Origin of the sequence: Kaistella montana (assembly GCF_024436175.1) — a bacterium.
Classification (GTDB): Bacteria; Bacteroidota; Bacteroidia; order Flavobacteriales; family Weeksellaceae; genus Kaistella; species Kaistella montana.
In genome coordinates this window covers 600,313-623,021 of the sequence record NZ_JANFQP010000001.1, presented here as the reverse complement: position 1 = coordinate 623,021, position 22,709 = coordinate 600,313, and the positions used below count along the sequence as shown (strand labels likewise).

Sequence of the window (22,709 nt, the reverse complement as noted above, 5' to 3'; positions counted from 1 at the left end):
GACATTAAAAAATTGAAAAAACAGGCCTTAAAAAAACCAATTTTTCTTTGATTCATCAATAAAACTGTAAATTATTATTATTAAATTTGCCCTCATTGATATTATGGAAAAACACACTAAAACCTCCCCGTCTTCAGCGGCTGAACAAAATAAAATTCTATCCAAACCACGCATTTTTTTCGGCGTTTTGTTTGTAATTATTTCGGTTGTACTTACTTTTTCTTTCGTTTCATATCTATTGAATTGGAAAGCTGATCAAAGCCAAGCCGGAACGATGCTCGATAAAACCGTGAAATCATCGAATATTTTCGGAAAAATCGGCGATTGGCTCGGGAATCTTTTCATTTTTGAAAGTATCGGAATTGCAGCTTTTGCTGTTGCCTTCATTTTCTTTGTATTCGGGATGCTGATTTTGAAGAAAAACTATTTCAAACCTTGGAAAACCTTTGGTCATTCCTTATTTTTCATCTGTTGGTTGCCAATTTTTATGGGCGCAATTACCAAAGGCGAAGGCGTTTTGAGTGGCGTTTACGGTTTCCAAATTATGGATTTTCTAAACTCCGTGATTGGAACTGCAGGACTTTGGTTAGTTCTTTTTGTAAGTATTGCTCTTTATTTTATTTTGGAATTTAATTTAAATCCAAACAACATTAAATCAAAACTTAATGATTTAAATGAAAATACTTTGGGCAAAGTAAAAGCGATGATGCCGAGTTCTGAAAATTTCGAAGCAGATGATGAATTAGAAGAAATTGCCAAAAGTGACACTGAAGCATCTAATATAATTACTCCAACTCCGGCGGCAGCTGTTCCGGTAGAAATTCCGGTGAAAGGTTTTCCGGAAGTGGAGATCAGCAATGATTTTGAAACCATCAAAACTCCGAATAAAACCACTTTCGACGGAGGTGAAATTCCACAAAAAATTACAGTTACCGAAACTACGGCTCCAGAAATTAGTTTAAGCCCAACTACCAATTCAACTCCAAAATCGGATGATATTGATTTCAAAGTAGAAGTTGCAAAAACGGTAGACGTTTTGGATGAATCCGATCAAAAATCGCAAGAACTCGTTAATCAACACGGTCTTTACGATCATAAACTGGATCTTGCGAAATTCCAAATGCCAACTTTGGATTTGTTGAGAGATTACGGAAACGAGGAAATTTCCATCAACCGTGAAGAATTAGAGGAAAATAAGAATAAAATTGTTGGACTTCTGAAGAATTTCAATGTTGGAATTGCCGAAATCAAAGCGACTGTAGGACCGACCGTAACTTTATACGAAATCGTTCCAGAAGCGGGAATTCGTGTGGCTTCCATTAAAAAACTTCAAGATGATATTGCGCTAAATCTTTCCGCTCTTGGAATTCGAATTATCGCGCCAATGCCAGGAAAAGGAACCATTGGAATTGAAGTTCCGAGAAAAAATCCTTCGATGGTTTCGATGAGAAGTGTGATTGCTTCCCAAAAATTCCAAAACACCGATATGGATTTGCCGGTGGTTTTCGGGAAAACGATTTCTAATGAAATTTTTATGGCCGATTTGGCAAAAATGCCTCACTTATTGATGGCAGGTGCGACCGGACAAGGAAAATCGGTGGGAATTAATGCAATCCTCACTTCCCTACTCTACAAAAAACATCCGAGCGAACTGAAATTCGTGATGGTGGATCCGAAAAAAGTGGAACTTTCATTGTATTCCAAAATCGAAAGACATTATTTGGCGAAACTTCCCGATGGCGACGACGCGATTATCACCGATACTCACAAGGTAATCAACACACTGAATTCCCTTTGTATCGAGATGGATCAGCGCTATGATTTGCTTAAAAATGCATTTTGTAAAAATTTAAAAGAATACAACAAGAAATTCACTGAAAGAAAATTAAATCCTGAAAACGGACATCGATATTTGCCTTACATCGTTTTGGTAGTCGACGAATTCGCTGATTTGATTATGACTGCAGGAAAAGAAGTAGAACTTCCAATTGCCCGACTTGCACAGTTGGCAAGAGCCGTTGGAATTCACTTGATCGTAGCGACACAAAGACCATCTGTAAACGTAATTACGGGAATGATTAAAGCAAATTTCCCAGCCAGAGCGGCTTTCCGTGTAATTTCAAGTGTAGATTCCCGAACAATTCTGGATGCTACAGGAGCTGATCAATTGATCGGAAAAGGAGATATGCTTTATTTTAATGGAAATGAAATTTTAAGACTTCAATGTGCATTTGTTGACACTCCGGAAGTGGAGAAAATTGCCGAATTCATCGGTGAACAGAAAGGATATGCAAGTGCATTCATGCTTCCGGAATATTCTAGTGAAGAAGCAACTTCAACCGTCGGTGCTTTCGATCCAAATGAAAAAGATGCCCTTTTCGAAGATGCAGCAAGAATTATTGTTTCAACACAACAAGGATCCACTTCAATGCTTCAGAGACAACTGAAATTGGGCTACAACAGAGCCGGAAGAATTATGGACCAATTGGAAGCTAGCGGAATTGTAGGCGGCTTCAATGGTGCAAAAGCAAGAGAAGTATTGATTAGCGATTTAAATTCTTTGGAACAGTTTTTGGAAGAATTGCGCAAGTAAACTTTAATTTTAAACAATAGTTTAACTTTAAAGAAAAGCTTTAATCCAAAAAATAAAAAAAAGAATGAAAAGTATATTGAAAAAAATTACCGTCGGAGTTTTCGTTTTGGGAACCGTAGCTACATTTTCTGCTCAGAAAATCGATGCAAAAGCAAAAACACTTCTTGATGCAGTTTCAACAAATTATAAAGCTAAAAATAATGTTTACTTTAAATTTGTTTACGGAACCGGCAACAACAAGAAAGTAACCAAAACCGAACCTGGAATTTTCTACTCTGCAAAAGACAAGTACAAGTTGAAAATCATGGGAACAGAACAGATTTTCGATGGAAACAAAATCTACAATATTTCCTCAGAAGATCAGGAAGTAACGATTGCAAAACCAACAACGGATTCCCAAATGTTTTCTCCACTGAATTATGTGGAAGAATATAAAAAAGGATACAACGTAAAATATATCGGAAAAATCACCGTGAACGGCGTAAAAGCTGATCAAATAAAGCTAATTCCTACAAAAAATAACGGAATTAAGGAAGTGAATCTTTTCGTAAATGGTGCTAAAAAGCAATTGGTGAAGCTGGAGCAATTCTCCACAGATAATTCAGTTTCGGTGATTGCAATTAGCAATTACAAAGAAAACCAAACCTTGAGCAACACGCTGTTTAGTTTCAACAAAAATCAATACAAGGACTACCTCATAACTGAGTTATAACAACAAAATCCTCTCTTTTTGGGAGGATTTTTTATGCAAATTTTTAAACTTTAGAATTGCAACTTTTTTTGGTAAATTTGGCGCATGATAAAAAAACTCGACGGCTACGTCATTAAAACTTTTTTCGGCCCGTTTATTTTTATTTTCAGTGTATTGTTTTTCATTTTTGTGGTCAACATTATCTGGATCCGATTGGCTCAATTCACAGGGAAAGGTCTTAGTTATTGGGAAATCCTGAAGCTACTCTCCTACCTTTCGGCAATTGTGGTTCAGTTGGTACTTCCACTTACAATTTTGCTCGCATCCATCATGACTTTCGGAGATTTTGGGGAAAGGTACGAACTCGCTGCGATGAAAGCGGCCGGAATTTCATTAACCCGAATCATGTTGCCTTTGTTTGGAGTTGCTTTTATATTCTCACTTTTCCTGTTTATTTTTTCGAATAATGTAATCCCCGATTTCCAGCGGAAAGCGAAGAATATGCTCTACAACATCGCTGCAACGAAACCCGCTCTCAATTTTACACCAGGACAATTTATCCAACAAATTCCAGGATATAGCGTAAAATTTGATAAAATCACCGGCGAGAATGGCGAAAATCTGGAAGGTGTTTTCATTCACAAAATGGCAAATTCATTCGATAACCAGCAATCAATCGTGGCTGAAAGAGGAAAATTTGTACCTGCTGATAATCGTAATTTTTTAAAACTTGTCCTTTTTAATGGTCATATTTTTGAAGATAATATTGCCAATACCGATTATAATCAAAGATTAAAACAACCCGATCAGGCGATAAAATTTGATACTTTGGTTTCGCATTTTAACATTTCCGATATCATTAATAAAGCTTTAGAATCGGAGAAAATTACAGACGATTATTCGTTCCAAAATTTCATTGAACTGAACACCACGATTGAAAAAGCTAAAAAAGAAAACTCCAATATCATCGGAAATATCAGCAACGAACTGATCAACCAAACCAACGGATATGTGAGCTATATCGACCAAACAAAATTTAAAGGAAAACCTACCCCAACCCCTAAAATAGAGACTTTAGAAAAGAAAAAAAAGCAAGAACTTTTGTATTCTGCTTACAATAAAATCGATGGAATTAAAAGTTTAAATGTAAATAAAATTCCGCAAGTTCAAGAGCTTCACGCCTATTTTTCGCGTGTAGTTTTGTACCAACAAAGGATTTTTGCTTACTCGGTGACTTGTCTTATTTTCTTCTTAATTGGGTCGAGTTTAGGTTCAATTATCCGAAAAGGAGGTTTGGGACTTCCAGTAGTAATCGCCATCGTTGTTTTCATTATTTTCTATGTGATGAATCTCTCGGTGGAAAATATGGCTTGGTCCGGAAAAATGGATCCTTATTTGGCGGCTTGGCTCCCAAATATGGTGCTTTTCCCTTTCGGAGCGTGGCTTACTTACAAAGCACTTACCGATTCTCAACTATTTGATATTGAAAAATATAAAAGTTTATTCAAACCCATTATCAATAAATTTTCGAAGAACAAAGAACACGAAAGATATCGATAAAATTGAACAAAATAAAAGCCGCAATTTCAAGTTTTGCGGCTTTTTTTTATTTTAAATATTTGGTAATTGCGTCGTCTGTTGGTTTGGTTGTACTGATGAAACTATCAATTAATTTTCCGTTTTCATCGACCAAAAATTTGGTGAAATTCCAAAGAATTGTAGTGTTTTTAACACCGTTAAGCTCTTTTTCGGTAAGAAATTTAAAAATTGGAGCGGTATCATCTCCTTTTACAGAAACTTTCGCAGCCATCGGAAAACTTACACCATAATTTTTTTGGCAAAAAGCACCGATTTCAGCATTGCTTCCCGGCTCCTGACCACCGAAATTATTCGCAGGGAAACCAATTACTACCAATTTATCATTGTAATCTTTCGAAACCTTTTCAAGATCAGCATATTGCGGAGTAAAACCACATTCGGAAGCTGTGTTCACAATGAGGATTTTCTTCCCTTTAAAATCGGCAAAATTGATTTCTTTACCGTCTAAACTTTCTACTTTGTAATCGTAAATACTTTTCATGGCAACGTTTTTATCCTGTGAAATTTCCTTTTTTTGTTGAGTACAATTTTGCAAAAAAGCAGCAACTGATAAAAGGAGAATGAATAATTTTTTCATAATTGAGGTTGTTTTTTATTGAAAATTTTGCCAAGAAAATTCTTTTATTAAAATTTAAAAGTATTCGAAGGCAAAGCTTTGTTAGTTTCAATATTGTTGAGCATCATCACATAATCACTGTCTTTTTTCAGGGAAGAAGATTCTATTCTGAACGGCATCAGCAAACTTCCAACCTTTCTGTAATCGCTGTAAGAAAGGGTTTCATCGCTTTTTACTTCTTTCAGCAACATATAATTTTTGGTGTCGAAAAAGTAAATCGTTTTGTTGACATTTTTGGTCAATTCAACTTTGTGACAATAAATTTCGCCCACTTTTTCTTTTCCGAGATATTTGGCTTCGAAACCTTTGTTTTCCCAATCGATGAAATCGGTATCGAAACTTTCAGCTTTATAATTCGGGTACTCCTGAAGCTTGTTGGTTGCATAATTCATTGCGTAACCTTTTTTCCCGTCGTAGCCTTCGATTGCCGTTTCTTTTTTATTAATGGTGATGACAGTTTTTGTCAAATTTGGTCTTTGCTGGAAAATTTTTATCGCGTAAGAATCATTAATTCCCAAAGTAAGTTTTCCATATAAAATAGTGGAACTCAGCAATTTCCAATTGGTTAAACCACCTGAATTTTCTATATTTTGGTCGATAATTTCTTTGGCGGTTTGAGCTGAAATAATTCCGCTCATCAACATCATCAATACAAATACTATCTTTTTCATTCAATCGATCAATTTATTTTTTCAAATATATACTTTTTGAATTTAAGTAAGCTATAATTAAATTCTTGTGTTCAAAATTGCTCTCGCTTTCTCCAAATCTTCGGGAACATCAATCCCTACTCCCACAAAATCAGTTTCAATCATTTTGATTTTCATACCATATTCCAAATAACGGATACATTCAATTTTTTCTGAAATTTCTAAAGGTTTCATCGGCAATTGCGCGAAATTGAGCAACGCATTTTTCCTGAATGCATAAACACCAATATGTTTAAAATAAGCAACATCAGGATGAATTTCTCTCGGATAAGGAATCACAGAACGGCTGAAATACAGTGCAAAACCATCATTATCAGTAATTACTTTTACATTATTTGGATTCTCGATTTCTTCAGTATTTTTTAGCTTAATTTTCAATGATGCCAAAGAAATTTTCTCCTCAAAATCATCATTAAAAACAGAAATCAACTGTTTCAGCGGTTCGGTTTTTAGGAAAGGTTCATCCCCTTGAACATTTACCACGATATCGCAATCAATGTTCCGAACGGCTTCTGCAATTCTGTCACTTCCGGTTTCATGTTCTCCGGTCATCAAAGCGTTTCCGCCAATTTTCTTGATTTCCTCAAAAATAATTTCAGAATCGGTTGCCACAAAAACATCATTAAACAAACCGGTTTCTACCACATTTTGATAAGTAGTTGCGATTACGGTTTTATCGCCCAAAATCTGCATCAATTTTCCTGGAAAACGGCTGGCTTGATATCTCGCAGGTATTACCGCTATAATTTTCATCAATTAACTTAGTTTTGAAAGTGCGTTTTCTAATCTTGGCAACATTTTTTGAATTTCATTTAAAGACAAACCACCTGCCGAAGCTCTAAACCATGGCATATTTCCTGAGTTTCCAAATGCTGAAAATGGAACCAGTGCCACACCAGCTTCATTAATTAAATAAAAAACTAGATCCGAAGAATTCACAATTTGCGAACCATCAGGTTTAGTTTTTCCAAGATAATCCAATTCGATAGTCAAATAAAGCGCGCCCATCGGCTGAATGCTTTCTACAGCGAATCCTCGAGATTTCATATCCTGAATTCCGTGATGAAGAACGGATAAACTTTCTGCTATTTTTCCTTTAAAATTATCTACAAATGTATCTACATTTTCTGTTTCATTTAAAAATGTTGCAACCGCCTCCTGTTCAGGCTTTGGAGCCCATGCACCAACATGAGTTAGCAGAGCTTTCATTTTATCAATAATTGCTGCCGGTCCGAAACTCCAACCAACACGAACGCCGGTCGCAGCGAAACATTTGGAAGTTCCATCAATAAAAATCGTGTACTTCTTAAGTTCAGGAAACAAAGAAACCGGATTGAAATGCTCTTGCCCGAAAGTTAGCATTGCATAAATCTGATCATACATCAAATAAAGCGGTTTCTCGTTTTCGCCACGTTTTTTGTTTTCTTCCAAAACTAATTCGCAAATTTCTGAAAGTTGATCCTTCGTAAACATCGTTCCAGTCGGATTTAACGGAGAACAAAGCGCCAACAAAACAGCACCTTCCAAATGCGGTTTTAAATCTTCCGCGGTTGGTAGAAAATTATTGGATTGCGAAGTTTCTACTTCAATTTTTTCGGCGTTGGTTAAATACGCATAATGATTATTGTTCCACGAAGGAATTGGGTAAACCACTTTGTCACCATCATCCACAATGGTTTTGAAAGTCGCATAAATCAAAGGTCTGGAACCACCTGCAACTAAAATTTCTTCAGCGGAATAATCAAGATTCCAACGGGTTTTTAAATCTTTTGAAACCGATTTTCTTAAAGACAAAAGTCCGTTTGCTGGTGGATAATTCGTTAAATTATTTTGGTAAGCTTTCTGAATTTCTTCTTTGAGTTGCGCCGGAATCGGATAAATATTGGAATCTAAATCACCAATGGTAAGATTGGCAATTTCAGCTCCTTGAGCTTTTAAATCGTTAACTTGATTTCCGATTTTGATAATTTCTGAACCAATGAGGTTTTGGGCGAGTTTGGATACTTTCACGAGACTTATTTATTAGATGATAAAGAAAAGCGGCGAATGAATAAGAAATCACCGCTTTCTTTTTATTAATTGATGATTAAGATTCAAAGATCTTACAAGTTTAAATCTGCTTTTACTTGACTAATTTTTTGGTCTAAAAGCACTAATTTTTCTTTGAAATCCTGCTCAGAAACGATAGAATCTTTCACAGAAACATAAAATTTTATCTTCGGTTCCGTTCCTGAAGGGCGAACGCAAACTTTGGTTCCATCTTCGGTATAGTAGATCAACACGTTGGATTTTGGAATTCCGTCCATCACTGATTTTTTGCTATCAAGGATATTTAATGAAGTTTGCTCTTGATAATCTCTTACTTCCACTACTTTGGAACCTGCGATTTCTTTTGGTGGATTTTCGCGGAAATCAGTCATCATTTGTTTAATTTCTTCCGCTCCGGATCTTCCTTTTCTTACGACATTAATCAAGCCTTCGTAATACATTCCGATTTCTTTATAAATGTCTATCATATACTGATACATGGTTTTGCCATTGGCTTTGCACCAAGCTGCAATTTCGCAAGCGAGCAAAATAGAACCACAAGAATCTTTATCGCGAACGAAATCTCCGGTCATAAATCCGAAACTTTCTTCACCACCGCAAACGAATTTTTCCTGACCTTCGAAATCGCGAATCATTTTTCCGATCCACTTAAATCCGGTTAAACCAATTTTGCAATCAACTCCGAATTTTTTAGCGATATCAATAAAAACATCCGAAGTCACAATCGTAGAACCGATGAACTCTTTTCCGGTGATTTTTCCAGCTTTTTTCCATTGATCCAAGATATAATAAGTGAGAATCGTGTTGCACTGATTTCCGTTTAAAAGTTGAATTTCACCTTCTAAATTTCTTACTGCAATTCCCAAACGATCTCCGTCTGGATCGGTACCAATAACAATATCTCCGTTTGTAATTCGAGCTAAATCCATTGCCATTTCCAAAGCTGCAGGTTCTTCCGGATTCGGCGAATCTACCGTTGGGAAATTTCCGCTCGGAATCATTTGCTCTCTTACCAAATCAATTTTCTGGAAACCAGCTTTGCGTAAGGCTTTCGGAACTGTTGTATAAGTAGTTCCGTGAATGGAAGTAAATACAATATTGAGGTTATCATAGCCCGTTTTATCCTTTTGGTAAAGGGAATTTTCGATACATGCATCGATGTATACATCGTCTTGTTCCTCGCCAATCCATTCGATCAAATCATCGTTTCCGCTGAATTTAATTTCTTCAAATTTAACGGCATAAACTTCTTTAATAATCGCATCATCATTAGGCGGAACAATTTGTGCTCCGTCGTTCCAATAAACCTTGTAACCATTATATTCAGGCGGATTGTGGGATGCTGTTAAGACAATTCCGGCATTACATTTCTTGTCGCGAACAGTAAAAGAAAGTTCAGGAGTAGGACGATGTTCTTTGAACAATAAAACCTTGATTCCGTTTGCTGTAAGCACATCTGCACACATTTTCCCGAATTCTTTGGAATTATTTCGAACGTCGTATGCGATTGCAACCTTAATTTCTTCTCCAGGAAATTGCGTGTGAAGATAATTTGCCAAACCTTGCGTAGCTTGGCCCAAAGTATATTTGTTCAAACGATTGGTTCCAACGCCCATTACACCGCGCATTCCGCCTGTTCCGAATTCTAATTCTCGGTAAAAAGAATCTTCCAATTCATCGGAATTGGTATCAATCCAATTTTGGATGGTATTTTTGGTTTCTTCGTCGAAAGTATCTGTAAGCCAGAGTTTTGCTTTTTCTAAAGTTGTCATGTCTGTATAGTTGTATTGGTAGGTTATTTCAAAAGCTTGTTATTAACATTCGCTGTTTTTTCAATTTTAAAAGCTCTGATCGGATCGTTGTAATACACGAATTTCGCAGTATTTTTGATGTCTCCTTTCAATGAATCTTTCACATTTACTTCAGCATAATTTCCGTTTTTAGAATCGATTTTTAAGTTGTCGATAAACCAATAAGGAGCGATCAAACTAGCGGTATCAGAGATTTTTATCACTGCATCTTTAGTTTTTCCTAAAAAATTGGCGCGGCTTTTCTGCGTCATTTCCACTTCTGCTCTTCGAGAATTTACCGACCCAATAAATTTAGCATTATTTTTTAAATTTAATTTAAAATTATCGGTTTTTATTTCGCTGGAAATGTTCATTTCAACAGAATCGGAAAGGGAAACTTTCTCTAAATTATACTTTGAATAAACGGTAATATTATAAAAATCAACCGATTGCGTCTCACTTTTTTCTTCAATATTCAGAGTTTTATCTTTAACCTCAATCTCTAAATTTTTAAAAAAATTCGGATAGGTTTCCACATTCACAAAATTCTTATCAGAATGAATATAAAACAATCGAAACTTCCCTTTGAGATTGAGATTCACGAATTCCTCTACCGGAATATCTTTGCTTTCGATATTGCCTTTTGGTGAAATTTTTCCGCAAGAAATCACGGAAAGAATGAAGATGAGAAAAAACAGATTTTTCATTGTCTTTTTCTTTATATAGCTTATTTCGACAAAGAATTAAATCACTTCGTCGATATTATAATTCTTGTGTTCACGGTTCGATCTGATGATCATTTCTCCTAAAAACCCTGCAATGAAGAGCAAAGTTCCCATCAACATCATCGTTAATGCGATGAAAAACCATGCATTATTGGTCAAAAGATGGCCGTAAATTCCTCTCGAAACGTCAATTAATTTTGAAATTCCGAGCCAAAGCGCAGAAAGGAATCCGATAATAAACATCAAAGTTCCTACGGCGCCAAAAAAATGCATTGGTCTTCCTCCGAAACGACTTACAAACCAGAGTGTTACCAAATCCAAAAACCCACGAATGAATCTTTCGGTTCCGAATTTTGAAGTTCCGTAAGGTCTTGCTTGATGTTTAACTTCTTTTTCGGTAATTCTTCGGAAACCCGCATTGGCAGCCAAAACCGGAATATATCGGTGCATATCTCCATAAACATCGATGGATTTTACCACTTGTTTTTTATAGGCCTTTAAACCACAATTGAAATCGTGAAGTTCAACTCCCGAAACCTTTCTAGCAGCTGCATTGAAGAGTTTTGAAGGAATATTTTTGGTCATCACATTATCGAAACGTTTTTTCTTCCAGCCAGAAACGATATCGTAATGTTCATTTTTCACCATCGCATACAATTCCGGAATTTCTTCTGGAAAGTCCTGTAGATCAGCATCCATAGTGATTACAACATCACCGTTTGCTCTTTCGAAAGCTGCGTGAAGTGCCTGTGATTTCCCATAATTTCTGGAAAATTTAATCCCGTGAATTTGTGGATGTTGCACTTTCAAATTTTCGATGATACTCCACGAAAGATCGGTACTTCCGTCGTCTACAAACCAAATTTCATAGGACAAATTTTCGGTTTTGCAGACATTGTCGATTCTTGAAAACAGTTCTTCAAGGGATTCTTCTTCATTAAGAAGAGGTATGATGATGGATAAATTCATTGAGATATTTGAAATTTAATGTTCAAAAGAACAATATAAAATTTTATTTTAATTAATTGATAATTAGCAAATTATTCCTCGATTCGGCTTCGGAAAAAGCTTCCAAAAAACACGGATAAAATTACGTAAAAAACCATAACTGCTCCGAAATAATACGTAAACTGGCGAAACGAAAACATGTCTTTATTCTTGATCATTTCCGGAGAAAAACTTTGGAGTCGTGCATGATAATTTTTATCGAGTTCTTTTATTTCAGCTTCTTCTTTCAGGGTAGATTTTGCTTTTTCATATTCTTTGTTCAATTCGGTTTTCTGTCTTTCGATGTATTGATAATTGAGCAAATCTTTCGCGTCTTTGTCCACAAAATTCAGGAAAACAAACATCGTAAGCATCGAAAGCAATCCGCCGATAAACATCGGTTTGAAAGCGCTTCCAAAAACTGCCCGAAAACCCATCGGAAATCCCAACTTTTTGGCTGAACTTACCGAGTAATATGCTCCAGCAACATACACCACAGGAAGCAAAAATGCGTTCAAAAGCATTGAATTGTTGAAATAATCAACATTCATCCCGAAAAAATACATCCCAAAAAAGAGAACCATTGTCGCTATAAACAACATCAAACCAACTGCATATACGTTTTTTACCATATCCGAGAATTATAATTTTTAATTTTTTTTGAATTAGATTTTTGAATTTTGAATTAAACCCTTATCTTTGCAACGGCAAGTCCTAAACAACCAGCTCCTGTGAATCCTCCAGGGTGGGAACGCAGCAAAGGTAAACGGTTGTAGCGGTGTGATTTAGGTAGCTTGCCATTTTTTGTGTCTATACGTCAAATTTTTCTCCGAATTTTGGCAACACCAACTCCACTCCTTTTTCTTCGAAATGTTTCAAAGCTTCTTCATGATTGATTTTAATCGGTTCAAAAGTATCGAAATGACAGCCAATTACTTTCTTAGTTTTTAATAATTCTGAAGCTGCAAAACTTGCTTTTCGGGCACACATCGTATAATGAGATCCGATTGGAAGTACCGCCAAATCGATATTTCCGAATAATTGTGGAAACAATCCCATATCGGCCATCACGCCAGTATCGCCTGCAAAATAGATGTTTTTTCCAGGTAATCTAAAAATATATCCGCAAGGTTGTCCGCCGTAAGTTCCGTCCGGGAAAGAACTTGTGTGACTTGCCGGAACCATTGAAATTTTCAAATCATCAATTTTCGCAGAACCGCCAAAATTGAGATCAATTGAATTTGCGTGACCAAAATATCCGCAGATTTCAGGTTGACCAATCACCGCAGCTTCCGGATGATAATGTAAAACTTCTTTCACATCAGCGGTATGATCGCCGTGAGCGTGAGTAATGAGCACATAATCAATTTTTTGTGCTGAAATATCAAATCCAGATTCTGCTTTCCCGAAATTGTAAAAAGGATCTGTTAAAATATTTTTTTCTTTATAATTGAACAAAAAACAGTTTTGTCCGAGATATTGTATTTTCATTTTTTAAGTTTTTAAATTTAGTTTTAAATAGAAGTAAAAAGATAAATTATAAAACAAATTCCAATTGTTCGAATCTTATTTAAAAATAATTCAACCCAAAAGCCACCAAAATCGCCATCATTAAAGTCATTATTCCTACTTGTTTTAAAAATGGATCCAGTTCGCTTGGTTGTTTTACTTGCATTATTTTTCTTCGAAGTCCCGTCATCGGAAACATTAGAATAAAAAAGATGAAAGCGTAATATTTTCTTTGGGTGTGTAAACCATTCATCATCATAAAAACCAACATCAAAATAAGTGGTAATTGCAAGAGAATCACTTCATAAACCATCGCATTTCTGAAACCTAATCGCAAAGCCAGCGTTTTTTTTCCGCTTTTTGCATCGTTTTCAATGTCGCGCATGTTGTTTAAATTTAGAACTGCTGCGCTCAACATTCCGATTGCTGTAGCGGGAAGAAGCATATCCCAATGAAAAGTTTTGGTGAAAAGGAAATAACTTCCGCAAACGGAAACCAATCCGAAAAACACAAACACGAAAATATCGCCCAAACCTAAGTATCCATAAGGTTTTTTGCCGACCGTGTAACCGATTGCCGCCAAAATACACGCAATTCCCAATCCTACAAAAATGTAGAATTCATTCATTAAATTTTCTTTAAAAAACGCAAGATATAAAAGCGCAACGGTGGCCAAAAACGAAAGAATTGCGAACAAAATCACAGCATTTCTCATCTGGTTAGCGGTGATTTTTCCAGAAGCTACAGCTCTTTGCTCGGCTTCTCCTATCCTATTTTTGTCGGTTCCTTTTACGCCGTCGCCGTAATCGTTTGCGAAATTTGAAAGAATTTGATAAAGCAAAGTTACCAACATCGCCATTGCAAAAATCTTCCAATCCCAAGTTCCGCCTTGTTCGGTAATTCTCCATCTTGCGATGAAGGATGCCATGATAATTCCGCTCATTGACAGCGGTAAAGTACGCAGCCGAGCCGCTTTTATCCAATCAATCATATATTTTAGATATGAGATTTCAGGTATGAGATTTTAGACAAAATTTAAAAAATATGAGTCAATTTCTCCTATCTAAAATCTATTTTATGAAATCCATTTGTTTTCGCCGAAATCGGGTTTTCTTTTTTCTAGGAAAGCATTTCTACCTTCTTTCGCTTCATCGGTCATGTATGCCAAACGCGTTGCTTCGCCGGCAAAAACTTGTTGACCAACCATTCCGTCGTCGGTTAAATTCATCGCAAATTTCAGCATACGAATTGACATTGGCGATTTTCCTAAAATTTCCTGAGCCCATTCGTAAGCAGTGTCTTCCAGCTCTGCATGAGGAATTACTGCATTGACCATTCCCATTGCTTCAGCTTCTTTCGCGGAATAATTTCTTCCTAAAAAGAAAATTTCTCTGGCTTTTTTCTGACCAACCATTTTTGCCAAATATGCAGAACCATAACCACCATCAAAACTTGTAACATCGGCATCGGTTTGTTTGAAAATCGCGTGCTCTTCGCTGGCTAAAGTCAAATCGCAAACTACGTGTAACGAATGTCCGCCACCAACTGCCCAACCATTCACTACGGCGATCACCACTTTCGGCATAAAACGGATCAAACGCTGAACTTCTAAAATATTCAAACGATGTCTTCCATCTTCGCCTACGTAACCTTGTTCACCACGAGCTTTTTGGTCACCTCCACTGCAAAATGCGTGTCCACCGTCTTTCGGACTTGGTCCTTCACCGGTCAACAAAACCACACCAACAGAAGGATCTTCTGAAACGTGATAAAAAGCATCGTATAATTCTGAGGTAGTTTTTGGGCGGAATGCGTTGCGAACTTCAGGTCTGTTGAAGGCAATTCTTGCAACTGCGCCACACTTTTGGTAAGTAATATCTTCGTATTCTTTTACGGTTTTCCAATCGATCATTTTCTTGTAAAATTTGAGCCAAAGATACGGAATTTATGAGGCAAGACAAAAGGAAAACGGATGGTTTTTAGGGATAAAATCTGAATATTTTTCAGGTAAAAGTGAACTTAAAATAGCAATAAAAGTTCTGAATAAATTCTCAAAATAAACTATTTATTCAGGATTTTCTTCATCGGTGATTTCGTTGTTTTCTTGAAGAATTTGCTGAGCAATTTTCACATCGTGTTGATTTACCAAGAGATAATAGTTCTGAGAAATCGGAAAAACCGCCACATTATTCACATATTCGTTTTTGATGTGGCTCGGAATATCCCGAGATGAGAGTTTGGTTTTGGCCAATTCTATCTCGTAAAGGTATGATGACTGGAAAATCGGGACCAATTCTGACATTTTTTAATTTTTATTAAATGTAAGCTAAATTTAGTGACTTTTCAAAATAAAAACGACAGAACTTCTAGCCCTGATGGTAGTGGAAATCCTTCCGCCGACAAGGTCGGTGGAAGATTGCAACGAACAGCAGGACGAGTCTTCGAAAATTGCGAAAATCTTGATGCTCCTAAAAAAAATTACTCTGTTTTTCGTTTGTTAATGAACCAATACACCGGTAAACCAAGCAAAATAAGGATAAAACCAGGCCAAGTATATTGAGGCTTAAACCAAATTAGCAGGAGACAAAATGCACTTCCGATAAGTAAATATAAGATTGGTGTTATAGGGTAAAGCCAGGTTTTATAAGGTCTTTCGAGATTTGGTTTTTTGATTCTTAAATAAATTACGCCGAAAACGGTAATCATATAAAATAGAACGATAACGAAAGAAATCATGTCGAGTAAATCGCCGTATTGACCGCTAAGTGCGAGCACTGAAGCCCAAATTCCCTGCATCCAAAGTGATTTTTCAGGAACTTCGTTTTTGTTATTTTCGATTGCCTGTTTGAAAAACAGTCCGTCTTTTGCCATTGTTTGGAAAACGCGAGCTCCTGCTAAAACCAAACCATTGATGCAACCAAATGTAGAAATCATCACCAGAATCGCCATAATTACTGTACCAAGATTTCCAAAAATAACTTCGGAAGCAGCGACAGCAGGACGATTTTTATCAGCAAATGCAATTCCGTCACGATCTAAAGCATTCAGGTAAACGAAATTCACCAAAAGATACAAAACCATCACGACAGTTGTTCCCAAAACCATTGCTTTCACTACATTTTTCTTGGGATTTTCAATTTCACCGGACATAAAAGTAACGTTTTCCCAAGCAACAGAACTAAAGACTGAACCTACCATTGCCGCCGCAATTCCGCCAAGAAGTGTAACGCTTCCGATAGATTGCCAACCTGTGGACACCAGATCATTTCCTATTTCTTTCCCGAAATTTTGAAAAGCATTCCAGCCAAAATTCATGTTTTCAGCCCATTGCGAATCTTTTACCAAAAGAAATCCGAAAATAATAATGCCGAGCAACGCAACAATTTTGGAAGTGGTAAAAATATTCTGCAACAATTTGCCATTTTTCACCCCTTTCGTATTGATATAAGTAAGCAAAAGAATAATAACGATAGCTAAAATTTGAATCCAAGTAATTTTAAAACTTCCGCTTTGGAAAATGGGTTGAGAATTATTGAGGGCAGGAATCAAATAAGCGGTAAATTTCCCGAAAGCCATTGCTACTGCAGCAATTGTTCCGGTTTGAATTACCGTAAACAATCCCCAACCATAAAGAAAACCGGTCATTTTTCCGAAAATTTCAGTCATGTAGGTATATTGTCCACCAGCTTTTGGAAACATCGCAGAAAGTTCGCCGTAAGAAATTGCCGCTGCCACGGTCATAATTCCCGTGATAATCCACACTGCAATCAGCCAATATCCGGAGCCCAGATTCCGCATCATATCGGAACTTACAATAAAGATTCCACTGCCAATCATCGAGCCCATTACGAGCATTGTGGCATCCCAAAGTTTAAGTTTTTTCTTCATAAAGCTTAATTCTATTGAAACTCAGATAATTAATCCGAAAGTTTTTAGTTTTCTATTTTAAAAGTCTAAATATATTAATTTTATACAATGATATTTGTTTTTAATTGAGACTAATTTAAGATTTAACTAAAAAAAAATAGTTTTATAAAAATGAATGTAGAAATATTTATTAATTTTGAAAAAATTTGATTTATGAAAAAATTAGCATTTATATTCACTATCGCATTCTCTACATTAGTTTTTGCACAGGAAACCGAGAAAAAAATGGGTCCACCCGCAGGCAACGCTTTGGTAGGAGACGTTTACGGAAATACTATTTCTGCAAAAGCTGAAAAAAAGGCAATTTCACCAGAAAAATTGGATAAAAAACTTGCTCAAACTAAAAAACTCGAAAATGTAGCAGTTAAAGGTAAAGTAACCGATGTTTGTGATAAAAAAGGTTGCTGGCTCACCTTAGAAACAGAAAACAACGAAAAGTTTTTTGTAAAAATGAAAGATTACGGATTCTTCGTTCCTACCGCATTGATTGGTAAAAATGTAGTTTTAGAAGGGAACGCGGAAACTAAAATGATTTCTGTAGATGAACAAAAACATTATGCTGAAGACGCGAAAAAATCTCAACAAGAAATTGATGCGATCACAAAACCTCAGGAGGAAATCAGATTTGTCGCTTCCGGAATTAAGGTAGTTAATTAGTTATCAACAATTTACAAATATAAAGCGAGACTTTTCGGTCTCGCTTTTTTATTCTATTCTAAAATCTACTTCAGCATCCAATTTTGGAAATTTCTTTTCTGAAATGAATTTTTTTCCGGTACAATCGATTTCTTTCCAGCCCTTTTTCTTACCTACATCTCCCACTTCCATCACGATTGGTACGAACGAAATTTCATCATCTCCATCGACAATTTCCTCCTTGAATTGCACCGCGATATCGAGAATACATTCGTGATCGGTATTCAATTTTACATTTCTATAAATGATGTCATAGTGTGAATCTTTATTCTCCGGAATTTCTTGATATTTTTCCCAATCATCTTTCGCACCTTTCAATTCTGCAATAGCCTTCAAACCTTCATACAAAGCCAAAGTATAATATTTTCGGGTAGCTTCTCTTTTATAATCATTCGGAAAATGACCGCCTTCATACAAGATCGTCGGAATCCCCATTTTCGTGAAATTATCTCCGGTAGAAGTAGGATAAAACTCGTCAGAATATCGCGCAATCTGATTTGGAATTTCAGTTTTCAAAGCTTCAACAATCTTCACAATTACCGCCATCGATTTTTTTCGAGTTTCGGTTATTTCCCTTTCATGATTCATGGAAGGTGCTAAAAACGAAAGCGTTGCTGGATTTTCGCCATCAGAAGTAAAAATCGTTCGTTGTTCATGAAGATTCAGTGCATAATCGTATTCTCCATTTTCAGCGATATTTTTCAAAATAGGAAATTCTTTACTCGAAAGTTTCAGAAAATCGCGATTCATATCAATATCTATCGCATTTCTACGAGTCCATTTTTCAGAACCGTCAGGATTCAACATAAAGATAAAATCTAAAGTAATTTCAGAAAATAATTTTTCTTTCAACTCTGGTTGATCTTTAAAAACTTCCAACAAATCGAGCATTGCGTGCGTTGCATTAGATTCGTTTCCGTGCATTTGCGACCAAGCTAAAACCTTTGTTTCACCAGTTCCGATTCTCATTTTATAAATCGGCTGATCTAAAAAAGAAGTACCAACCTCCGAAATACAATCGCTGTAATTCGCCTGTAGGAAAAAAAATAATTTTTTCGGGGAAATATAGCGGTTTGGGAAATCAGGGCATTTTCGGTAATTGAAATTATCTCGCATTGAAATTTATTTTACATTTTTCAAATTTATATTTTTTAAATGGATTTAGAAAATTCACTTTTGTAAATTAATTAAACAACCCAAAACGTCAATTTGTCTGTTGATAAAATTGTGGATTGAATTATTTTTACTTATATTTTATAATTAGTTAAAAACCAATCAATTAAAATATTTATATAAACCACTATTTCAAATATACTTTAAGTAGAAAAACATCCACAAATGCCCATTTGTAGGGAAAAAACATAAACGTGATCTCTTGTTGATATCTATGTTAATTACATTTTAATTACAAATGTAAATTGAGATAAAAATGATTAATTCATTATCTTTGCTACAAATATTTTATATGGCTAACGAATCAATTTTTCTCTTAGGATTTATAGTATTCATCTTTTTTATCCTTGCTTTAGACTTAGGCTTATTAAAGAAAAAATCCGATACAATTTCAATGAAACAAGCAGGCTTGATGAGCTTTTTTGTAGTTGCCTTGTCAATGTGTTTTTATTTTATACTGATTACTTACGGTCACCTACTCCACGGGATCGATAGCATGGAAAAACTGCAACAGGTAATTTCTTCGCATCATCACCCCGTAAAAGTTATTCCTCAAGATTTGGAACACAGTATCCAATTGTATAACCAAAACCTTGGGTTGGAATATCTAACCGGTTACGTCGTTGAATATGCGCTTTCAGTGGATAATATCTTCGTTATGGTGCTTATTTTTACTGCATTTGGAGTTGCACAGAAGAATTATCATCGTGTGTTGTTTTGGGGAATTCTGGGAGCAATTGTGATGCGGTTTATCTTCATTTTCGTAGGTGCTGCTTTGATCGAAAAATTCAGCTGGATCATGTATGTATTCGGAGCATTCCTAGTCTTCACAGGGGTGAAAATGTTCTTTGATAAAGACAATGAAGAAAAAATTGATACTCAAAATCACCCGGTGGTGAAGTTTGCGAAACGATTTTTTAAAGTTCATGACCATTTTGTAGGAAACAAGTTTTTTGTAACAATAGAAGGTGTAAAGAAAATCACTCCGCTTTTTCTGGTTCTCCTTATTATAGAAGCCACCGATTTGATATTCGCGGTTGATAGTATTCCCGCAATTTTTTCGGTTACTAAAGATCCTTATATTGTATTTTTCTCCAATATTTTTGCCATCATTGGGCTTAGATCGATGTTCTTTTTATTGGCCGGAATTATCGACAAATTCCGTTTCCTAAAATTAGGTCTGGCTTTGCTCTTAACCTTTATCGGTTTGAAGATGCTTTTCCATTCATATCTTGATTCATTTGGATTTACTACAACACATTCTTTACTTGTTATTGTAAGTATTTTAGGTTTAAGTATCTTCTTCTCTTTAATATTTCCTGAACGTAAAAAAGAAAGAAAATTAAGAATCGATCAAGATAATAATGAAAATTTACATCGGTAATTTATAAAAGCAAATACCTTAATCATCTGAAAACCAACAATCATTTTGTTGGTTTTACTTTTGTAAATAGTTTTGGTTTTCATTTATTTACTTTTGTATATTGTAGCAAACAATTATTTATTTACATTTGTAATTATGAATTTGAACGAAAGAATTTCAAAAATTATAGAATATTCAGAACTTACTTCTTCTGAATTTGCTGATTCGATCGATGTACAACGTTCGAACATTTCGCACATCACTTCCGGTAGAAATAAACCTTCACTGGATTTCCTGATTAAGATTAAAGAACGTTTCCCTGAAATTCAGTGGGATTGGTTGATAAAAGGCGAAGGCGAAATGCTCATCAAACCCGAAACTGAAGTAATTGTAGAAAAACAAAAACCTACTTCCCTGCCCGATTTGTTCTCTTTAATTGACGATGATAATTTCGGAATTACGGAGAGTGAAGATTCGGTGCAAAAAGAAATTCCGCGAGAATCGAAAATTTCCGATCAAATGCCCGAAAAAGAAAAAATATCCGATTCTCAGCGATTAGCCGTTCAGGAAATTCAACCTAAATCACAAATTACTGAAAATCAACAAAATAAAATTATTCGAATTGTAATGTTTTACGACAACGGAAAATTTGAGAGTTTTGAGCCTTAATTATTAATAAACAACCTCATTTCAAATTAGAAATTTCTCTTACTCATTCATAAGCAGGAAAGAAATTTCGGTTCAGCATGATTTTTGTAAATTTGATTGTTTTCCAAAAACATATCAAATGAAATTAGCTGAACTCGCAAAGGAACTTGAAATATCTACCGAAAGCTTCATCAAATTTATTCAGGATTTCGATCTTGAACTTTCAGAATGCATCGCCACCAATTTTGATGTAAAGAAGGATTTCGAAAAATTCGCCAAAGAAAACAAGAGTTTTTTGAAGAAATATGATGCAGATTTAGGCCAAAATAAATCCGTTGAAGATATTGCCAAAAACATACAACAACCCAAAGACAAAGTCGCTGAAATTTTAGAAAAAGATAAAATAAAAGTTTACGACAACGGCTTTTATAAATCATCAATTTCCAGCTATGGTATTCATCAAAAACTGGGTGGCAATTATCAATTTGTTTATGATTATTTCGGCAAAAAAACCAATCTCTCAGAGCGAGATTTCATTGGTTATCGAGATCTTTTCTTCTTCATTTCCAAAACGTTAGATCCATTTTTGCATCTTGCTCCACTCACCGATTGGGGAATTCATAAACCTGCTGGAATTATTTTATACGGACCTCCGGGAAGTGGGAAAATTTTTTGGGCCAATAAAATTGCAGAAATTGTTGATTATCAGTTTAAACAGATTAAAAAATACTATTTCGGAACTTCATTTGTGGATGGTAGGAGAGCCAATTTCAACGATTTTTTAGTAGAAATGATGAAGGAAGACAAAGTTTTGCTTTTCATGGAAGAATTTGACGTAATTATGAGCGAAAGAAGCGAGGAAAAATCGGTTTCGTCTTGCGATGAAGAAACCAAGGAAATTGTGTTGCATTACGTAAGCCAATTCGAAAAAGAAGATTTACTGATGATTGGTTCTGCAAATTCTTTAGTCGATATTGATGATGAAATTCTGGCGCCGGGAAGATTCGATGTAACCATCCCAATTTTTCCGCCGAACGCCCATGAACGAGCAGAAATGATCTTGCATTACTTGAAAGAAAACCTTTCCAAAGATGCCATTTTAATGAAAATTTTAGAAACAAATAATGCGCATCATTTGCCTTTCTGGAAAGAAATTTCATCAAAAATGAAAGTGTTTTCGAATACGATGATTATTGATTTTACCCAAAGTTTGAAGAAAAAAATTAGAGATATTTACTTAAAAAATAGTTCTCTAAAAATCACAATTAATGAGAAACTTTTAGAATCCGCTTTCCGAGAAGCTGCCGCTAAGCTTACCGGAGAATATCTCAATCAGGTTGCGCAGTTTTTGCAGGATGTTTCCATCAACAATTACGACGATTTTCCGAAAAGAATTGAGGCGTTGAAAGTTGAATTAGACAGCTACAAAATGGTTGAAAAACCAATAAAAACAATTGGTTTCACTCATAATGGAGATCAGGAATCCTAATTTTTTCATCAAAAGAAATAGATTTTCCTAAGTAAGAAACGTCATTTTCAGGATTGGATTATTTTTTTTGCGAAGCTTTTTATTTACCGACATTTTCATGAGTTTGAGAATGATTAACGTTATTTTAAGAATTTTGCTATCTTT

Annotated in this window: 21 protein-coding genes and 1 other RNA gene; 8 read left to right on the top strand and 14 right to left on the bottom strand. The window is 35.5% G+C overall.

All coding sequences use genetic code 11. From position 1 onward, the window contains the following. Positions 1-103 precede the first annotated feature (103 nt). The 3 genes from NOV28_RS02980 (at position 104) to NOV28_RS02970 (ending at position 4,844) form a co-directional block, all read left to right on the top strand. A complete protein-coding gene (locus NOV28_RS02980; RefSeq protein ID WP_255927413.1) occupies positions 104-2,593 on the top strand; it encodes an FtsK/SpoIIIE family DNA translocase in 2,490 nt (829 codons plus the stop codon). A 64-nt stretch (positions 2,594-2,657) separates the two neighbouring features. Then, positions 2,658-3,305, top strand: coding sequence for an outer membrane lipoprotein periplasmic chaperone LolA1 (gene lolA1, locus NOV28_RS02975; RefSeq protein WP_255927411.1), 648 nt, complete (start codon positions 2,658-2,660; stop codon positions 3,303-3,305). Positions 3,306-3,389: 84 nt separating this feature from the next. Next, positions 3,390-4,844, top strand: a complete 1,455-nt coding sequence (locus NOV28_RS02970; RefSeq protein WP_255927409.1) for an LptF/LptG family permease — start codon at positions 3,390-3,392, stop codon at positions 4,842-4,844. A gap of 46 nt (positions 4,845-4,890) precedes the next feature. Here the strand turns inward: NOV28_RS02970 and NOV28_RS02965 are convergent, their stop codons facing one another. From NOV28_RS02965 to NOV28_RS02930, 8 genes are all read right to left on the bottom strand, one after another. Then, positions 4,891-5,460: a glutathione peroxidase gene (locus NOV28_RS02965; protein WP_255927407.1), complete on the bottom strand. Its 570-nt coding sequence runs from the start codon at positions 5,458-5,460 to the stop codon at positions 4,891-4,893. Positions 5,461-5,507: 47 nt separating this feature from the next. After that, positions 5,508-6,170: an outer membrane lipoprotein-sorting protein gene (locus NOV28_RS02960; RefSeq protein ID WP_255927405.1), complete on the bottom strand. Its 663-nt coding sequence runs from the start codon at positions 6,168-6,170 to the stop codon at positions 5,508-5,510. Between the two features lie 57 nt (positions 6,171-6,227). Further along, positions 6,228-6,962 carry a 3-deoxy-manno-octulosonate cytidylyltransferase gene (gene kdsB / locus NOV28_RS02955; RefSeq protein WP_255927403.1) on the bottom strand — a complete coding sequence of 245 codons (735 nt, stop codon included), beginning with the start codon at positions 6,960-6,962 and terminating at the stop codon, positions 6,228-6,230. 3 nt (positions 6,963-6,965) lie between these two features. After that, the gene (locus NOV28_RS02950; RefSeq protein WP_255927401.1) at positions 6,966-8,219 is read right to left on the bottom strand and encodes a pyridoxal phosphate-dependent aminotransferase; all 1,254 of its coding nucleotides are present in this window, start codon (positions 8,217-8,219) and stop codon (positions 6,966-6,968) included. Positions 8,220-8,311: 92 nt separating this feature from the next. After that, positions 8,312-10,030, bottom strand: coding sequence for a phospho-sugar mutase (locus tag NOV28_RS02945; RefSeq protein ID WP_255927399.1), 1,719 nt, complete (start codon positions 10,028-10,030; stop codon positions 8,312-8,314). A gap of 23 nt (positions 10,031-10,053) precedes the next feature. After that, complete coding sequence (locus NOV28_RS02940) at positions 10,054-10,755, bottom strand: GIN domain-containing protein (protein ID WP_255927397.1); 702 nt, start codon at positions 10,753-10,755, stop codon at positions 10,054-10,056. Between the two features lie 36 nt (positions 10,756-10,791). Then, positions 10,792-11,742, bottom strand: a complete 951-nt coding sequence (locus NOV28_RS02935; RefSeq protein ID WP_255927395.1) for a glycosyltransferase family 2 protein — start codon at positions 11,740-11,742, stop codon at positions 10,792-10,794. A 71-nt stretch (positions 11,743-11,813) separates the two neighbouring features. Further along, entirely contained in the window at positions 11,814-12,392 is a 579-nt protein-coding gene (locus NOV28_RS02930; protein WP_255927393.1) for a DUF4199 domain-containing protein, read from the bottom strand. 73 nt (positions 12,393-12,465) lie between these two features. Here NOV28_RS02930 and ffs point away from each other — a divergent pair. Then, an RNA gene (gene ffs / locus NOV28_RS02925) (signal recognition particle sRNA small type) lies at positions 12,466-12,563 on the top strand. Positions 12,564-12,570: 7 nt separating this feature from the next. On the opposite strand, the gene NOV28_RS02920 is transcribed toward ffs, so the two are convergent. The 5 genes from NOV28_RS02920 to NOV28_RS02900 form a co-directional block, all read right to left on the bottom strand. Beyond that, a complete protein-coding gene (locus NOV28_RS02920; RefSeq protein ID WP_255927391.1) occupies positions 12,571-13,251 on the bottom strand; it encodes a metal-dependent hydrolase in 681 nt (226 codons plus the stop codon). Between the two features lie 79 nt (positions 13,252-13,330). Further along, the gene (gene menA, locus NOV28_RS02915) at positions 13,331-14,260 is read right to left on the bottom strand and encodes a 1,4-dihydroxy-2-naphthoate octaprenyltransferase (RefSeq protein ID WP_255927389.1); all 930 of its coding nucleotides are present in this window, start codon (positions 14,258-14,260) and stop codon (positions 13,331-13,333) included. Between the two features lie 84 nt (positions 14,261-14,344). Beyond that, the gene (locus NOV28_RS02910) at positions 14,345-15,181 is read right to left on the bottom strand and encodes a 1,4-dihydroxy-2-naphthoyl-CoA synthase (protein WP_255927387.1); all 837 of its coding nucleotides are present in this window, start codon (positions 15,179-15,181) and stop codon (positions 14,345-14,347) included. Positions 15,182-15,334: 153 nt separating this feature from the next. Continuing rightward, a complete protein-coding gene (locus NOV28_RS02905) occupies positions 15,335-15,571 on the bottom strand; it encodes a DUF2007 domain-containing protein (protein WP_255927385.1) in 237 nt (78 codons plus the stop codon). 176 nt (positions 15,572-15,747) lie between these two features. Continuing rightward, a complete protein-coding gene (locus NOV28_RS02900; RefSeq protein WP_255927383.1) occupies positions 15,748-17,157 on the bottom strand; it encodes an APC family permease in 1,410 nt (469 codons plus the stop codon). Between the two features lie 192 nt (positions 17,158-17,349). Here NOV28_RS02900 and NOV28_RS02895 point away from each other — a divergent pair, with 192 nt between their 5' ends. Then, a complete protein-coding gene (locus tag NOV28_RS02895) occupies positions 17,350-17,853 on the top strand; it encodes a DUF4920 domain-containing protein (RefSeq protein ID WP_255927381.1) in 504 nt (167 codons plus the stop codon). A 48-nt stretch (positions 17,854-17,901) separates the two neighbouring features. On the opposite strand, the gene NOV28_RS02890 is transcribed toward NOV28_RS02895, so the two are convergent. Further along, entirely contained in the window at positions 17,902-19,008 is a 1,107-nt protein-coding gene (locus NOV28_RS02890; protein ID WP_255927379.1) for a M14 family zinc carboxypeptidase, read from the bottom strand. A 349-nt stretch (positions 19,009-19,357) separates the two neighbouring features. On the opposite strand from NOV28_RS02890, the gene NOV28_RS02885 reads away from it, so the two are divergent. The 3 genes from NOV28_RS02885 to NOV28_RS02875 all read left to right on the top strand — a co-directional run bounded on the left by NOV28_RS02885 (position 19,358) and on the right by NOV28_RS02875 (position 22,565). Then, positions 19,358-20,449: a TerC/Alx family metal homeostasis membrane protein gene (locus NOV28_RS02885; RefSeq protein ID WP_255927376.1), complete on the top strand. Its 1,092-nt coding sequence runs from the start codon at positions 19,358-19,360 to the stop codon at positions 20,447-20,449. A 135-nt stretch (positions 20,450-20,584) separates the two neighbouring features. Beyond that, positions 20,585-21,097 (top strand): helix-turn-helix domain-containing protein, encoded by a 513-nt coding sequence (locus NOV28_RS02880; RefSeq protein WP_255927374.1) that lies wholly within the window; start codon positions 20,585-20,587, stop codon positions 21,095-21,097. 118 nt (positions 21,098-21,215) lie between these two features. After that, entirely contained in the window at positions 21,216-22,565 is a 1,350-nt protein-coding gene (locus tag NOV28_RS02875; protein WP_255927372.1) for an AAA family ATPase, read from the top strand. The last annotated feature ends 144 nt before the right edge of the window (positions 22,566-22,709 follow it).

Coding starts and splice junctions, on each gene's coding strand:
- kdsB (WP_255927403.1), bottom strand. CDS start 6,962: ATGAAAATTATAGCGGTAATACCTGCGAGATATCAAGCCAGCCGTTTT.
- menA (WP_255927389.1), bottom strand. CDS start 14,260: ATGATTGATTGGATAAAAGCGGCTCGGCTGCGTACTTTACCGCTGTCA.
- NOV28_RS02930 (WP_255927393.1), bottom strand. CDS start 12,392: ATGGTAAAAAACGTATATGCAGTTGGTTTGATGTTGTTTATAGCGACA.
- NOV28_RS02970 (WP_255927409.1), top strand. CDS start 3,390: ATGATAAAAAAACTCGACGGCTACGTCATTAAAACTTTTTTCGGCCCG.
- NOV28_RS02965 (WP_255927407.1), bottom strand. CDS start 5,460: ATGAAAAAATTATTCATTCTCCTTTTATCAGTTGCTGCTTTTTTGCAA.
- NOV28_RS02900 (WP_255927383.1), bottom strand. CDS start 17,157: ATGAAGAAAAAACTTAAACTTTGGGATGCCACAATGCTCGTAATGGGC.
- NOV28_RS02885 (WP_255927376.1), top strand. CDS start 19,358: ATGGCTAACGAATCAATTTTTCTCTTAGGATTTATAGTATTCATCTTT.
- NOV28_RS02920 (WP_255927391.1), bottom strand. CDS start 13,251: ATGAAAATACAATATCTCGGACAAAACTGTTTTTTGTTCAATTATAAA.
- NOV28_RS02875 (WP_255927372.1), top strand. CDS start 21,216: ATGAAATTAGCTGAACTCGCAAAGGAACTTGAAATATCTACCGAAAGC.
- NOV28_RS02940 (WP_255927397.1), bottom strand. CDS start 10,755: ATGAAAAATCTGTTTTTTCTCATCTTCATTCTTTCCGTGATTTCTTGC.
- NOV28_RS02895 (WP_255927381.1), top strand. CDS start 17,350: ATGAAAAAATTAGCATTTATATTCACTATCGCATTCTCTACATTAGTT.
- NOV28_RS02910 (WP_255927387.1), bottom strand. CDS start 15,181: ATGATCGATTGGAAAACCGTAAAAGAATACGAAGATATTACTTACCAA.
- NOV28_RS02880 (WP_255927374.1), top strand. CDS start 20,585: ATGAATTTGAACGAAAGAATTTCAAAAATTATAGAATATTCAGAACTT.
- NOV28_RS02980 (WP_255927413.1), top strand. CDS start 104: ATGGAAAAACACACTAAAACCTCCCCGTCTTCAGCGGCTGAACAAAAT.
- NOV28_RS02945 (WP_255927399.1), bottom strand. CDS start 10,030: ATGACAACTTTAGAAAAAGCAAAACTCTGGCTTACAGATACTTTCGAC.
- lolA1 (WP_255927411.1), top strand. CDS start 2,658: ATGAAAAGTATATTGAAAAAAATTACCGTCGGAGTTTTCGTTTTGGGA.
- NOV28_RS02935 (WP_255927395.1), bottom strand. CDS start 11,742: ATGAATTTATCCATCATCATACCTCTTCTTAATGAAGAAGAATCCCTT.
- NOV28_RS02960 (WP_255927405.1), bottom strand. CDS start 6,170: ATGAAAAAGATAGTATTTGTATTGATGATGTTGATGAGCGGAATTATT.
- NOV28_RS02890 (WP_255927379.1), bottom strand. CDS start 19,008: ATGCGAGATAATTTCAATTACCGAAAATGCCCTGATTTCCCAAACCGC.
- NOV28_RS02905 (WP_255927385.1), bottom strand. CDS start 15,571: ATGTCAGAATTGGTCCCGATTTTCCAGTCATCATACCTTTACGAGATA.